This is a genomic window from Pseudomonas abietaniphila (genome assembly GCF_900100795.1).
GTDB classification, from domain to species: domain Bacteria; phylum Pseudomonadota; class Gammaproteobacteria; order Pseudomonadales; family Pseudomonadaceae; genus Aquipseudomonas; species Aquipseudomonas abietaniphila.
The window spans coordinates 32,715-47,042 of record NZ_FNCO01000010.1 but is presented as its reverse complement, the minus strand read 5'-3'; the positions used below and the strand labels follow the sequence as shown (position 1 = coordinate 47,042).

The 14,328-nt window shown below is 60.5% G+C and carries 12 protein-coding genes; 5 read left to right on the top strand and 7 right to left on the bottom strand.

Annotated elements, in window-relative coordinates:
• Nucleotides 1-314 precede the first annotated feature (314 nt).
• Both BLS87_RS19235 and BLS87_RS19230 read left to right on the top strand, forming a co-directional pair.
• Nucleotides 315-2,210, top strand: coding sequence for a cytochrome c/FTR1 family iron permease (locus tag BLS87_RS19235; RefSeq protein ID WP_074754570.1), 1,896 nt, complete (start codon nucleotides 315-317; stop codon nucleotides 2,208-2,210).
• A 153-nt stretch (nucleotides 2,211-2,363) separates the two neighbouring features.
• Complete coding sequence (locus tag BLS87_RS19230; protein ID WP_074754568.1) at nucleotides 2,364-2,816, top strand: YaiI/YqxD family protein; 453 nt, start codon at nucleotides 2,364-2,366, stop codon at nucleotides 2,814-2,816.
• 6 nt (nucleotides 2,817-2,822) lie between these two features.
• Here BLS87_RS19230 and elbB read toward each other — a convergent pair whose 3' ends face one another.
• Nucleotides 2,823-3,503 (bottom strand): isoprenoid biosynthesis glyoxalase ElbB, encoded by a 681-nt coding sequence (elbB, locus tag BLS87_RS19225; RefSeq protein ID WP_074754566.1) that lies wholly within the window; start codon nucleotides 3,501-3,503, stop codon nucleotides 2,823-2,825.
• Between the two features lie 189 nt (nucleotides 3,504-3,692).
• Between elbB and BLS87_RS19220 the strand changes: the two genes are divergently transcribed.
• The gene (locus BLS87_RS19220) at nucleotides 3,693-4,931 is read left to right on the top strand and encodes a sterol desaturase family protein (RefSeq protein WP_074754564.1); all 1,239 of its coding nucleotides are present in this window, start codon (nucleotides 3,693-3,695) and stop codon (nucleotides 4,929-4,931) included.
• Here BLS87_RS19220 and BLS87_RS19215 read toward each other — a convergent pair.
• Entirely contained in the window at nucleotides 4,909-5,529 is a 621-nt protein-coding gene (locus tag BLS87_RS19215; protein ID WP_244165867.1) for a DedA family protein, read from the bottom strand. The two genes, BLS87_RS19220 and BLS87_RS19215, sit on opposite strands and share 23 nt — an antisense overlap.
• 648 nt (nucleotides 5,530-6,177) lie before the next feature.
• On the opposite strand from BLS87_RS19215, the gene ppk1 reads away from it, so the two are divergent.
• On the top strand, nucleotides 6,178-8,400 hold the full coding sequence (gene ppk1 / locus BLS87_RS19210; protein WP_074754562.1) for a polyphosphate kinase 1: 2,223 nt from the start codon (nucleotides 6,178-6,180) through the stop codon (nucleotides 8,398-8,400).
• On the opposite strand, the gene ppx is transcribed toward ppk1, so the two are convergent.
• From ppx to BLS87_RS19185, 5 genes are all read right to left on the bottom strand, one after another.
• Nucleotides 8,387-9,889 carry an exopolyphosphatase gene (ppx, locus tag BLS87_RS19205; RefSeq protein WP_074754560.1) on the bottom strand — a complete coding sequence of 501 codons (1,503 nt, stop codon included), beginning with the start codon at nucleotides 9,887-9,889 and terminating at the stop codon, nucleotides 8,387-8,389. The genes ppk1 and ppx overlap by 14 nt on opposite strands.
• 619 nt (nucleotides 9,890-10,508) lie before the next feature.
• Complete coding sequence (locus BLS87_RS19200) at nucleotides 10,509-11,243, bottom strand: amino acid ABC transporter ATP-binding protein (RefSeq protein WP_074754558.1); 735 nt, start codon at nucleotides 11,241-11,243, stop codon at nucleotides 10,509-10,511.
• Nucleotides 11,230-11,880, bottom strand: coding sequence for an amino acid ABC transporter permease (locus tag BLS87_RS19195; protein WP_074754555.1), 651 nt, complete (start codon nucleotides 11,878-11,880; stop codon nucleotides 11,230-11,232). The genes BLS87_RS19200 and BLS87_RS19195 overlap by 14 nt, the downstream gene beginning before the upstream one ends.
• Nucleotides 11,877-12,542 carry an amino acid ABC transporter permease gene (locus tag BLS87_RS19190; protein ID WP_074754553.1) on the bottom strand — a complete coding sequence of 222 codons (666 nt, stop codon included), beginning with the start codon at nucleotides 12,540-12,542 and terminating at the stop codon, nucleotides 11,877-11,879. Before BLS87_RS19190 ends, BLS87_RS19195 begins: the two co-directional genes overlap by 4 nt.
• A gap of 28 nt (nucleotides 12,543-12,570) precedes the next feature.
• The gene (locus BLS87_RS19185; protein ID WP_074754551.1) at nucleotides 12,571-13,356 is read right to left on the bottom strand and encodes a transporter substrate-binding domain-containing protein; all 786 of its coding nucleotides are present in this window, start codon (nucleotides 13,354-13,356) and stop codon (nucleotides 12,571-12,573) included.
• A 257-nt stretch (nucleotides 13,357-13,613) separates the two neighbouring features.
• Here BLS87_RS19185 and BLS87_RS19180 point away from each other — a divergent pair, with 257 nt between their 5' ends.
• Nucleotides 13,614-14,318 (top strand): FadR/GntR family transcriptional regulator, encoded by a 705-nt coding sequence (locus BLS87_RS19180; protein WP_074754549.1) that lies wholly within the window; start codon nucleotides 13,614-13,616, stop codon nucleotides 14,316-14,318.
• Nucleotides 14,319-14,328 lie beyond the last annotated feature (10 nt).

Sequence of the window (14,328 nt, the reverse complement as noted above, 5' to 3'; positions counted from 1 at the left end):
CGATGCGATTCCGTGTGTGCGAGGCACGGCGCCTCGGCGTGATGCGATCAGCAAGGGTGGGGTGCTTGCCAGATAGCGGCGGGATTATAGAGAGCATGGCGCTCAAAACAATGGCTTTTTGATATCTCACGGCAGTTTCAGAAGCGTCTGACGCGAGCTGTCGACTTTTGCGGGGCGGCGGTGCCTCGTCAACAGCAGCGCCTCATGGGTGAGATAAACGACGATAAAACCGCCTTTCAGCGAGACGAGACTTGAGTGCGCAGCGTTGTACATGAACAATGACAACCCTTCGCATTTGAATCTGAGATGTACTCATGCTTTCCCCCTCTCGCTTCATGGCCCGGCTGGTTCTGACCTTGCTCAGCCTGCTCGGCACCCACGCCTGGGCAGACACTGTGGACGGTGCCGCTCAGGCATTGCACCTGCTGGACTACGTCAGTGCGGACTATCCGCCCACCGTCTCCGACGGCAAGGTCGTCGATGACGCCGAGTACAGGGAGCAGGTCGAGTTTCTCGGCGCGCTGGAAGGGCTGATCGTCGCGCTGCCGGCACGGGCCGAACGCGCAGCGCTGGAGCAGGGCGTCAAGGCATTGCAAAGCGCGGTCGACCAAAAGCAGGACGGTGCGCAGGTTGCGCGTCAGGCCCGGCAACTGGGCGCCAGGCTGGCCGTCGCCTATGAGGTGAGTCAGGCGCCGGTGATCACGCCGGACGCAGCACGTGGTGCGCCGCTGTACGCGCAGCATTGCTCGGTCTGTCATGGCGATGCGGGGGCGGGCGACGGCCCTGCCGGGATCGGCCTGACACCGCCTCCGGCCAATCTGCGTGATGCGACGCGGCTGGACCGGCTAAGTCTCTACGACATCTACAACACCCTCGGCCTGGGCATCGAAGGCACGGACATGCCTTCGTTTGCCGATCAGCTCGATGATCGCCAGCGTTGGGACGTGGCCACCTACATCGCCAGCTTCAGTGCCGATGCCGCTGCCGTTCAGGGGCAGACATTCAATCTCGCCGATCTGGCGCGGCAAACGCCCGCGGAAATCAATGCCGCTGAAGGCCCGCAAGCCGCCGCGACGTTTCGCGCTCAACGTGCTCAGCCGCCGCAGGTTCAGCGTGGTCCAGCGCAGTTGCTCGATTACACCAGCATGACCCTGGACAAGAGCCTGGCGGCTTATCAGTCCGGTGACCGTGAGCAGGCGTATGACTTGTCCGTCGCGGCGTATCTGGAAGGCTTCGAGCTGGTGGAAAGCTCGTTGGATAACGTCGACGCCAACGTGCGCAAGGACACCGAGAAGGCATTGATGGCCTATCGGCAATCGTTGCAGGACGGCTTGCCCGTCGCTCAGGCTGCGCAAAAGCTTGAGGCGGCGAAGGTCAAACTCAAGGCGTCGGCGAGTCTTTTGGGCAATGACGGCCTGAGCACTTCGTTGAGCTTTATTTCCGGCCTGTTGATCCTGCTGCGAGAAGGCCTGGAAGCGATTCTGGTGCTGGCGGCGATCCTGGCGTTCCTGCGCAATACCGGGCAGCAATCGGCGGTGCGCAGCGTCAATGTGGGTTGGGGCCTGGCGTTGCTGGCAGGGCTGGGCACCTGGGCGTTGGCCGCGTACGTGATTGATGTCAGTGGTTCCCAGCGCGAGTTGCTGGAGGGTGCGACTGCGTTGTTCGCCAGCGTCATGGTGCTGTGGCTCGGTGTGTGGATGCATGACCGGCGTCATGCCGCCGCTTGGCAGGATTACATCAAAAGCAGCCTGGTTGGCGGTGGCGGACGGTTTGGCTTCGCGGTGCTGGCGTTTTTCTCGGTCTACCGCGAGCTGTTCGAGGTGATCCTGTTCTACGAGACCTTGTGGTTGCAGGCAGGTCCCGCCGGGCATAACGCTGTACTGGCAGGCGGTGCGACAGCCCTGGTGCTGCTGATCGGGCTGGCGTGGGTGATTCTGCGTGGCTCGGCTAAATTGCCGCTGGCGCTGTTCTTCGGCATCAATGCGGCGCTGTTGTGCGCCTTGTCGGTGGTGTTCGCCGGTCATGGCGTCAAGGCGCTGCAAGAGGCCGGGATTTTCGGAACCCGTCCGGTGCCGTTCTTCGAGTTCGATTGGCTGGGCATCCATGCCGATGCCTACTCATTGGCGGCGCAGGCTGTGGCGCTGGTCGCGATTGCGGTGCTGTATGGCAGAAGCCGATGGGCGGAGAAACGTCGGACCGAAACCGCGTGAAGGCCACTTACCCTGTAGGAGCGCGCATGGTCTGGGCCGCATTCGGACGATTGCGTCGGATCAGACCCCGCCGGGTTGTCTGACACACTGCAATCGTACGATGGGGCCCAGACCAAGCGCGCTCCTACACGAGCTAGTTGTGGAGTGACGAATATGCGTGTCTGGATCGACGCCGATGCCTGTCCGAAAGCGGCCAGGGATCAGGTGGTTAAGTTCGCCCTCAAGCGTCAGTTCGAGGTCGTGCTGGTGGCGGGTCAAGCCGTACCCCGGCCTACGTACGCGCTGGTCAAGCTGATCGTGGTGCCCAGCGGGCCGGATGCGGCCGATGATTATCTGGTCGAGCACGCGGTCCCGGGCGAACTGGTGATTTGCAGCGACGTGCCGCTGGCGGACCGTCTGGTGAAAAAGGGTGTCGCCGCGCTGGACCCGCGAGGCAGGGAGTTCGATGCCCAGAACATGGGCGAGCGGCTGGCGGTGCGCAACCTGTTCACCGACCTTCGCGAACAAGGGCAGGCGGGAGGCGGGCAGGGCACCTATGGCGATCGTGAAAAGCAGGCGTTCGCCAATTCGCTGGACCGCATTTTGACGCGATTGGCGAGAGGCTAACGTCTGTCAGGTCGAGGGCTGTTCCTCCTTTTCCATCACCAACTCCAGCACCCGATCCACGAGCTTATTGATGCCCGCCGCTGCTTCGCTTATGGAGTTGGCGACCATGTACCCCGGTGTGCTGACCAGTTTGCGGTCCTTGTCTTCAACAATGTCGGCGACGTCGCATTCTTCATGGTTACCACCCATTTTGGTGATCTTGGCGGCGGTGTCGGGGTCGTTGCCGATGGTGCAGGTGACGCCGGGGCCGTAGATCTTCGCGGCAAGCGCGGGTGACACGCAGATCAGGCCAATGGGTTTGCCCGCTTCGGCAAACGCTTCAGCCATGGCGAGAACCTCCGCCTGAACCTTGCAACTGGAGCCTTCTGCGGCGAAATTCGAGAGGTTCTTCGCGGCGCCGAAGCCGCCAGGAATAATCAGTGCGTCGAATTCGGTGATGTCGGCTTCGCGGATGTCTTCGATGGCGCCACGGGCGATGCGTGCCGATTCCACCAGCACGTTGCGTGTTTCGGGCATTTCTTCGCCGGTCAGGTGATTGATGACGTGGTGTTGCGCAATGTTGGGCGCAAAGCATTTCACCTCGGCGCCACGCTGGTTCAGGCGCAGCAGGGTAAGCACGCTCTCATGGATTTCGGCGCCGTCCTGGACGCCGCAACCTGAAAGAATGACGGCCACTTTCTTGCTCATGCAGGTGCTCCCTTTCGTGGGCGACCCAGTAAGCTCCTGGTTCGCCGGTGCTGTCGTTTTCCATGGCGTCCGGCAAGTCGCTTGCCGGGCCAACGATGTCGTCAAATGTCTACTAATTTGTCATTCGTTGCCATAGGGTTTTCCCGTGGCGGCGCCTAATCTTCGAGGTTTCGTCGCTGGGTGGCGTTGATGAATTTCATTCTGTACGCAGTGCCGTTTTTCTTTGTGCTGATCGCAGTCGAACTCCTCGCCGATCGCTGGCGCAAGGTCAACAACTACCGGGTCGCGGACGCGATCAACAGCCTCAGCACCGGTGTGTTGTCGACCACCACAGGTTTGTTGACCAAGGGCGTGGGGCTGGTGACCTATGCCTTCGCGCTGGATCATCTGGCGCTCTGGCGGCTGTCCGCCGAAAGCGTCTGGGTCTGGGTGTTCGCCTTCATTCTCTACGACCTCTGCTATTACTGGCTGCACCGCATGGGCCATGAGCGAAACATCCTCTGGGCGGCGCATTCTGTGCATCACCAGAGCGAGGACTACAACCTGTCGACCGCGCTGCGTCAGACCAGCACCGGGTTTCTTCTGAGCTGGATTTTCTACCTTCCGCTGGCGGTCATCGGGGTGCCGTTGGTGGTATTCGTCGCGGTGGCTTCGCTCAATCTGCTGTATCAATTCTGGGTTCACACCCGGCACATTCCGAAGCTCGGAGGGTTCGAATGGATCTTCGTCACGCCGTCCAATCATCGTGCACACCATGCACAGAACCTTATCTACATGGATCGCAACTACGGCGGGGTGTTCATTGTTTGGGACCGGCTCTTCGGAACATTTCAGGAGGAGCTGGACGAAGAACCGCCGATCTTCGGTGTGACGACGCCGTTAAGAAGCTGGAACCCGCTGTGGGCGAACGTTCAGTTCTACGCCCAACTGGCGGCGGATGCCCGGCGCACGACGTCGTGGCGGGACAAGCTTAAGATCTGGTTCATGCCCACCGGATGGCGGCCCGCCGATGTGGCAGCTCGATACCCTCTGAGCAAGCCGGATTTGAGTCAGTTCCGCAAATTCGACGTGCCGTTGAGCCTGGCGCAGCAGCTGTACGTCGGCAGTCAATTCGGGTTGTACACCTTGCTTGGCAGCTATCTGCTGTCCAATGGCGACGTGCTGCCGTGGCCGGCACTGATCGTCGGTTGGGCATGGGTGGCATTGGGATTGTTCGTGTTTGGCGCGGCGCTGGAGAACAGGCCCGCGGCGCTGAAGCTTGAGGGGTTGAGGCTGGCGGCGAACCTGCCACTGATGGCGTTGGCGCCCGTGGTGGGTCTGTGGCCGGTCACTTCAACGGGATGGGCCGTCTTGCTGACTTACACCGCGTTGAGCGCAATCGCAGTGTATTGCGCCCGGGGGCGTTTCACTCGTCTGGCCGGTTCTTGACGTCGACCGTGGCCGGTATGGCGGCCAGCTTGGCTTCACGGGCAATACGCGCGTTCTTGATGCGACGGCGTATCCACAACAGACCGCCGATCACCAGCAGAGCACCGAGCACCCAGAGCTCGTATTTCTTGACGTTGCCCAACAGGCCTTCCAGCACGGCGCCAAACTTGTAGGCTGCTACGCCCAGCGCTGCCGCCCAGACTGCCGCCCCAATACCGTTGAGTAACAGATAGCGGCCTGGTGGATAGCCCGACAAGCCAATCGCCACCGGCATGACCGTGCGCAGGCCATACACGAAGCGGAAGCTCAGCACCCAGATGTCCGGGTGTTTGCGGATATGCTCCAGCGCGCGGTCGCCAAGCATCTGCCAGCGCGGTTTCCGGGCCAGAAGCTTGCGACCGTGCTTACGCCCCATGAAATACCAGAGCTGGTCACCGGCGTAGCTGCCGAAGAAGGCAACCACCACGACCAGATTGATGTCCATGTACCCACGAAACGCAAGAAATCCGGCAAGAACCAGAATGGTCTCGCCTTCGAAAAAGGTGCCGAGGAAAAGGGCGAAGTAGCCAAATTCTTGTAAAAAATGCTGGAGCATCATTTGGGTGCTGGCGAAATGAACGCGCAGCCTAACTCGCCAAAGACATTCAGGAAAGTGTGCAAATGTGTCACCGCGTTAAACTTTCTTACAGGTCATACGGATTCGTCGTCTAGAAAGCGGGTTTGCGTCCTGCACTATTTGTCGAAATTGATACTGTCACGTAAGCGTCATAATGCAGGCTTATAAATGTCACGCTTGCCCGTTTGCATGGGCTTGGGAGCATTACGTGCGCGTTGCCCTCACTTCTCGATCTCGACCATTTCTCCAGTCTGGTCGTGCTGATCTTTCCGGCCCAGCGGTCCGAAGCGACCTGCTGTCGGCACCCGCTTCACATTTTCTTACGTCGCCCTCAATGCCTGAAATCACGCGGATGCGGACTTGCGTCATCATCGGACGCTGCTATTTGGGCTTGCAGGACGCTGAGAAATGCGTAGCGTGGGGAGTCAACGCGCGTCAAGCGTCGCCCTTCGGGTCTGTCAGATCATTCTCTTGCCCGGGACAGGGCCATCGTCACCACAACCCCCTCGTGGGCGTGACTGGCTCTAAACGCTGGACGTCACCACTGTTGTGGCGCAGACGGCATGTCGACCTCACTCGCCGTTCGCGCGGCCCAACTGCTACAAGGGCGTTTGCCTTACAGGATTATTCATGAGCACCGAAGGAACTACCGAAGCCGCCGTTGAAATTGAACCCCAGGTCCTGAGTCAGGAAATCACCTCCATGGTCGAGCCGACCATCGAGGTGGTGCCAGCGCTGGAGCCCGCGCCGCCGGCCATGCCCGCCCTGGTGATTCCCAACCTGGATGACAGCAGTCTCTACATCCATCGCGAGTTGTCGCAGCTGCAGTTCAACATTCGCGTCCTGGAACAGGCGCTGGACGAGTCCTATCCACTGCTTGAGCGGCTCAAGTTCCTGCTGATTTTTTCCAGCAACCTGGATGAATTCTTCGAAATTCGTGTCGCGGGCCTTAAAAAGCAAATCACCTTTGCCCGTGAACAAGCGGGTGCCGACGGTCTTCAGCCGCACCAGGCGCTGGCGCGCATCAGCGAGTTGGTGCACGGCCACGTTGACCGCCAGTACGCCATTCTCAACGACATCCTGTTGCCCGAGCTTGAAAAACATCAGGTGCGCTTCATCCGTCGTCGTAACTGGACCACCAAGCTGAAGACGTGGGTCCGCCGCTATTTCCGCGATGAGATCGCCCCGATCATCACCCCGATTGGCCTGGACCCTACGCACCCGTTCCCGCTCTTGGTGAACAAGTCGCTGAACTTCATCGTCGAGCTCGAAGGTGTCGATGCCTTTGGCCGCGACTCGGGCCTGGCGATCATTCCTGCGCCGCGTCTGCTGCCGCGCATCATCAAGGTGCCGGAAGACGTGGGCGGGCCGGGCGACAACTATGTCTTCCTGTCGTCGATGATTCACGCCCACGCCGACGACCTGTTCCAGGGCATGAAGGTCAAGGGCTGCTACCAGTTCCGTCTGACCCGTAACGCTGACCTGGCGCTGGACTCCGAAGACGTCGAAGACCTGGCTCGCGCGCTGCGTGGCGAACTGTTCTCGCGCCGTTACGGTGATGCCGTGCGCCTTGAGGTGGCCGACACCTGCCCGAAACAGCTGTCTGACTACCTGCTCAAGCAGTTCAACCTGAGCGAGACCGAGCTGTACCAGGTCAACGGTCCGGTGAACCTGACGCGTCTGTTCAGCATCACCGGTCTAGACAGTCATCCAGAGTTGCAATACGCGCCGTTCACGCCAGCCATTCCGAAGCTGCTGCAGAACAGCGAAAACATCTTCAACGTGATCAGCAAGCAGGACATTCTGCTGCTGCATCCCTTCGAGTCGTTCACCCCGGTCGTGGATTTGCTGCGTCAGGCAGCGAAAGACCCTCACGTGCTGGCCGTGCGTCAGACGCTGTATCGCAGCGGCGCGAACTCGGAAATCGTCGATGCGTTGGTAGACGCCGCGCGTAACGGCAAGGAAGTGACAGCCGTCATCGAACTGCGTGCGCGGTTCGATGAAGAGTCCAACCTTCAACTCGCCAGCCGGCTGCAAGCGGCGGGCGCGGTGGTGATCTACGGCGTGGTCGGCTTCAAGACGCACGCCAAGATGATGCTCATCCTGCGCCGCGAGGCGGGCGAGATCGTTCGTTATGCGCATCTGGGTACAGGTAACTACCACGCCGGTAACGCGCGTCTTTACACCGACTACAGCCTGCTGACGTCCGACGATGCCTTGTGCGAAGACGTCGGCAAACTGTTCAGTCAGTTGATCGGCATGGGCAAGACGCTGCGCATGAAGAAGCTGCTGCATGCGCCGTTCACCCTCAAGAAAGGCATGCTCGACATGATTGCCCGCGAAACCCAGTTCGCGGCTGAGGGCAAGCCTGCGCACATCATCGCCAAGTTCAACTCGTTGACCGATCCGAAGATCATCCGCGCGTTGTACAAGGCCAGCCAGACGGGCGTGAAGATCGACCTGGTGGTGCGCGGCATGTGCTGCCTGCGTCCAGGCGTGCCGGGCGTGTCGCACAACATTCAGGTGCGTTCGATCATCGGACGGTTCCTGGAGCACACCCGCGTCTTCTACTTCCTCAATGGCGGCGACGAGCAGATGTTCCTGTCCAGTGCCGACTGGATGGAGCGCAACCTCGACAAGCGTGTCGAGACTTGCTTCCCGGTGGAAGGCAAGAAGCTGATTCTGCGCGTGAAGAAGGAATTGGAAGGGTATCTGACGGACAACACCCACAGCTGGCTGCTGCAGCCGGACGGGCGCTACATCCGCAGCACGCCGACCGGCAACCAGAACGCCCGCAATGTGCAGGCCTCGCTTCTGGAAAAGCTGAGCAACCCGGTCCTCAGCGTACGCTGAGGACGATGCCGACTCGGGTCAGCCACTCGGCTTCCAGGCCGAAGTCGGCCTGAGTCAGCTGGTTGTTTTCCAGCCAGCCATCCGGGAACAGGATGTCGAGGTTGTTCCCGTCGGCGGTCAACACAGGCTGCGGCATCTCTTGGGTGCCGCGAATGTGGTGAAACAGGATCGCGAAGCGCAGCAGCACGCACAGACGAATCAGCTTTACGCCTTCATCGCCAAACTCGGCGAACTTGTCCTTGGGAATGTTACGACGATGACCGCGCACCAGCAGCGCGAGCATCTGTTGGTCTTCGCGTGAGAAACCGGCCAGATCGGAGTGCTCGATCAGGTACGCTCCGTGCTTGTGGTAGTGGTAGTGGGCGATGTCCAGACCCACTTCATGCACCTTGGCCGCCCAGCTCAGCAACTCGCGATAAAGGTCGTCCTCGAGACCCCAAGCCTTTGCCACCTGCTCCAGCGCAGACAGCGCTTTGCGCTCGACGCGCGCAGCCTGTTCCAGATCGACGTGATAACGGTCCATCAGCGAGCTCAGGGTGCGTTCACGTACGTCTTCGTGGTGATGGCGACCGAGCAGGTCATACAGCACGCCTTCACGCAGCGCGCCTTCGCAGTGGTCCATCCGCTGCAGTTCAAGGGCGTCGAAGATGGCTTCGAGAATGGCCAGGCCAGCCGGGAAGATCGCGCGACGGTCGGGTTTGAGGCCTTCGAAGTCGATCTTGTCGACGTCGCCGAGCTTCATCAGTTTGCGCTTGAGCCAGGCAAGGCCTTCTGCGTTGACTTCACCGTTGCCGTGGCCGCCTGCTTTCAACGCCAGGCCGATGGCGCGGATCGTACCGGACGAGCCGATGGCTTCATCCCACTTCAAGCGATGCAGGGCGTGCTCGATGCTCATGATCTCCAACCGCGCTGCTGTGTACGCCTGGGCGTAGCGGGCCGGGGTGATCTTGCCGTCCTTGAAATAGCGCTGAGTGAAGCTGACGCAGCCCATCTGCAGGCTCTCACGCAGCAGCGGCTCGAAACGCTGGCCGATGATGAACTCGGTGCTGCCGCCGCCAATGTCGGCGACCAGACGCTTGCCCGGTGTGTCCGCCAGCGTATGGGAAACACCCAGATAGATCAGGCGCGCTTCTTCACGACCGGAAATCACTTCAACCGGATGGCCGAGGATCTCTTCGGCGCGGTGAATGAATTCGTTGCGGTTGCGCGCTTCGCGCAGGGCGTTGGTGCCTACGATTCGTACGGCGCCGCTGGGCATACCGTTGATCAGTTGGGCAAAACGCTTGAGGCAATCGAGCCCGCGCTGCATGGATTCTTCGCTGAGCTGGCGCTCGTCGTCGATTCCGGCGGCCAGCTGCACTTTCTCGCCGAGCCGCTCAAGGATGCGGATTTCGCCCTGATTAGCTTTGGCAACAACCATATGGAAGCTGTTGGAGCCCAAGTCGATCGCGGCGATCAGCGAGAGATTTTTGGCGGTGGATGGCGGCATGGTGAAAGGTCTCGGTCGATAACCCCGACATCGTGCCACGATCCATCACTGCCGCCAAACGGGGAAACTGATATCCATGCCTGGCACAGATCACCTGTAGGAGCTGCAGGAGGTTACGACGGTGGCGAACGCGGATTGTCATTCACCACAGATGTCGCCCTGCGACCGAGTTCGCCAGCAAGCAGGCTCACCATTCTGATGGCTGCCTCAACTTCCGGGAACGTCGCAATCCCTGTAGGAGACGTCCGAGGTTACGAGGGCAGCGAATGCTGAGTATCGGCTACTGTGGATGGCGCTGACCCACCGCATTCGCCAGCAAGCCGGCTCCTACAGTGTCCGCATCGTTCTTCAGTCTTCGGAACGACGCAGATCCTGTGGGAGACGTCCGAGGTTACGAGGGCAGCGAATGCGGAGTGTCAGTCACTGTGGATGGTGCTGACCCACCGCATTCGCCAGCAAGCCGGCTCCTACAGTGTCCGCATCGTTCTTCAGTCTTCGGAACGACGCAGATGTTGTGGGAGACGTCCGAGGTTACGAGGGCAGCGAATGCGGAGTGTCAGTCACTGTTGATGGTGCTGACCCACCGCATCCGCCAAGCCGTCACGAGGTTGCGGTGTCCTCAAGCCTGTTCGACGGACCCGATGAAGTTCGCCAGCTCAGGCGTTTTCGGGTTGGCCATCAATTCTCGCGGGTCGCCCACCTCGTGCACTTTGCCTTGATGCATGAACACCAGCTTGTCGCCGACTTCACGGGCAAAGCGCATTTCGTGGGTGACCATGATCAACGTCATGCCGTCTTTGGCCAGCTCGCGCACCACGCTCAGTACTTCATTGACCAGCTCAGGGTCCAGTGCCGAAGTGATTTCGTCGCACAGCAGCACTTTAGGCGACATCGCCAGGGCACGGGCGATGGCGACGCGTTGCTGCTGGCCGCCCGACAGGCGATCCGGAAATGCATCGAATTTTTCACCGAGCCCCACGCGGTTGAGCATCTCCTTGGCCAGCTTGGTCGCCTCTGCCTTGGAAACCTTCTTGACCACCTGTGGCGCGAGCATCACGTTCTCGCCCACGGTCAGGTGTGGGAACAGGTTGAACTGCTGAAAGACCATGCCGACCTTCTGCCGAAGGCTGCGCAAATCCGCGCGGGCGGCGTCCAGGTATTCGCCATCGACTTCGATCACACCGTCGTTGATCGACTCAAGGCCGTTGAGCGTGCGCAGCAAGGTGCTTTTGCCCGAACCGCTGCGACCGATGATCGCCACGACCTGACCTTCTTCGACGGTGAGGTCGATGCCTTTGAGGACGTGGTGGTCGCCGTAATATTTGTGCAGGGCGGAAATTCTAAGCAGAGGCATGAAGTCTCCTTTCCAGGTAGCGCGCGCTGAGCGACAACGGATAGCAAAGCAGGAAGTAGCCCAGGGCGACGAAGCCGTAGACCATGAAAGGCTGGAACGTGGCATTGGCGAGCATGCCGCCGGTTTTGGTCAGCTCGGTAAACCCGATGATCGAGGTCACGGCGGTGCCCTTGACCACTTGCACCGAGAAACCCACCGTGGGCGCCACCGCAATGCGCAACGCTTGCGGCAGGATCACGTAGCGCAGTTGCTCGAATGGCGTGAGCGCCAGGCTGGCCGAAGCTTCCCATTGACCATTGGAAATCGACTCGACGCAGCCCCGCCAGATTTCGGCCAGATAGGCGCTGGTAAACAGCGTCAACGCCAGCGCTGCCGCGAGCCATGGCGAAATGTCGAGGCCCATCAATGCCACACCGAAGAACACCAGAAACAGCTGCATCAGCAGCGGTGTGCCCTGAAACAGCTCGATGTAGCAGCGGGCGAGGGTGCGAACGGCCGAGGTGTCGGAGATGCGCATCGTCATGACCAGCAAGCCGATCACGCCTCCGCCGATGAAGGCCACCAGCGACAGCGCCAGCGTCCATTGCAGGCCCGTGAGCAGGTTGCGCACGATGTCCCAAAGCGTGAAATCCATCAGCTATTCCTCGCGATGTAGCGACGCCCGATCCATGCCAGCAACTGACGAATCAGCAGGGCCATGCACAGGTAAATCAGCGTGGTGATGATGTACGTCTCGAAGGCGCGGAAGTTGCGCGACTGAATGAAGTTGGCGGCGAAGCTCAGCTCCTCGGTGGCAATCTGCGAACAGACGGCCGAGCCGAGCATGACGATGATGATCTGGCTGCTCAGTGCCGGCCATACCTTGCCCAGCGCGGGCACCAGCACCACGTGGCGAAAGGTCTCGAAACGCGTCATCGCCAGCGCGGCGGAGGCCTCCAGTTGTCCGCGAGGTATCGCCTGGATGCCCGCGCGGATGATCTCGGTGGAGTAAGCCCCCAGGTTGATCACCATCGCCAGCACCGCCGCCTGCCACTCGGAAATCTGCACGCCCAACGAGGGCAGGCCAAAGAAAATGAAGAAGAGCTGCACAAGGAACGGCGTGTTGCGTATCAGCTCGACGTAGACCCCGAAGATCACCGAGAAGGGCTGGATCTTCCAGGCTCTGACGATCGCGCCAACGATGCCCACGCTGACGCCGAGCAAGGTGCCGATGGCCGTCAGCTCCAGCGTGAACAGGGCCCCGCGAAGCAGCAAGTCAGCGTTTTGCAGGACCGGAATGAAGTCGAACTGATAAGCCATCTAAAAGCCTCGGGTCAGCAATCGAAAATCAAAGATCGGCCGGCAGAGGCTGCTTGAGCCAGGTCTGCGAGTTCTTTTCCAGCGCACCGTCTTTCTTCGCCGCTTCGAGGATTTCGTTGACCTTGGCCAGCAGCTCAGGCTGACCTTTGTTGACGCCGACATACACTGGCGAGTCCTTGAGCTTCACTTTCAGCGCGGGGATGCGCTTAGGGTTCTTCTCGCTGATCGCGACCATCACCACGTTACCGCTGGCGATCAGGTCGGTCTGGTTGGCCAGGTAGGCGGCGATCGTCGAATTGTTGTCTTCGAAGCGCTTGATGGTCGCTTCTTTAGGGGCGACGGCGGTCAGTTCGATGTCTTCGATGGCGCCACGGGTGACACTGATGGTCTTGCCCTTGAGGTCGTCCACGCCGGCGATGGCAGCGTCAGGCGGGCCAAACACCGCGAGGTAGAACGGCGCGTAGGCGCGGGAGAAGTCGATGACTTTCTCACGGTCCGGGTTCTTGCCGAGGCTGGAAATCACCAGGTCGACCTTGCCGGTGGTCAGGAACGGGATGCGGTTGGTGCTGTTGACCGGGGTCAACTCGAGTTTGACCTTCAATTGATCGGCGATCAGCTGCGCGGTGTCGATGTCCAGGCCGCGAGGTTTCATGTCCGGGCCGACCGAGCCAAAGGGCGGGAAGTCTTGCGGTACGGCGACTTTCAGGACACCGCGTGCGGTCACGTCATCCAGGCCGTTGGCATGGGCAGGGGCCTGGCCGAGCATGAGGCTGGCAAACAGGGCGGCAAGCAGAGCGCTGTAACGCTTGGTCATGTGACGTCTCCGAAATCAGGGCGAGTCGTGGGTGATGACGAATCTCCAGTGCACAGCCCATGCCAGCCGCGAATTCGCGACCATTAAATGCGGGCTGCAAGCCTCTTGCGGTCTAACTGGTCTGAACAGTTGGCGATTCGCTCGCCCTGCTTTGGCGCGCCTCAAAGCCGCGGCGCCCCTTGCTTGGGCGTCACTTGCTGAATCTTCGCGATGGCGATACAAGAGGTTTTTTCCACGGTTATTGCGTTTGAATCGCCATGCACCCGAGCCCAATTGCAGTACCTGAAGCCGCCTTTCAAGCGATCCGCAAACTGATCGCCGAGCAGGGCTATGGCCCCGGCGACAGCTTGCCTTCGCAGCGGGATCTGGCGGTTCGGCTGGGTGTCAGTCGCGCGTCGTTGCGCGAAGCGCTGTCATCGTTAAGCGCGCTGGGTGTGGTCAGTGTGCAGCCGGGGAAAGGCGTATTCGTTCAGGCGATTTCTGAACCACAACAGAGCACGAGTGGTTTTTCCTGGCCTTATGCTGCCCAGGCGTCGCCTTCGGAGACGTTTCAACTGCGTTATGCGCTGGAAGGTTTTGCGGCGGGGCTGGCGGCAGTCACGCTGACGGCCGATGAGCGCGATGTGCTGGAAGACAACGTCGAGGCCATGCGCCTGGAGTTGAAGGCCGGGGATTTCGACTGTGCGGCAAAACTGGATTTCGATTTCCACCGGCGCATTCTGGTCGCCAGCGGCAATCAGGCCATTCTCGGGATCATCACCGCCAGCGCCGACATTTTTCTGGAAAGCCAGAAACTGCCTTTCATTCGAGCGGGCAGGGCGATGGAGACGTGGCAGGAACACCGCAAGATCCTGCGCGCGCTAGCCCGCAACGCCTCGGGCCCGGCGCAAAAAGCCATGCAGGAGCACATCAGAGGCGCTGCGCTGCGGACCGGCATCGTCTTCGTCGCGCCTTCTGCCTAGGTGCACAAGC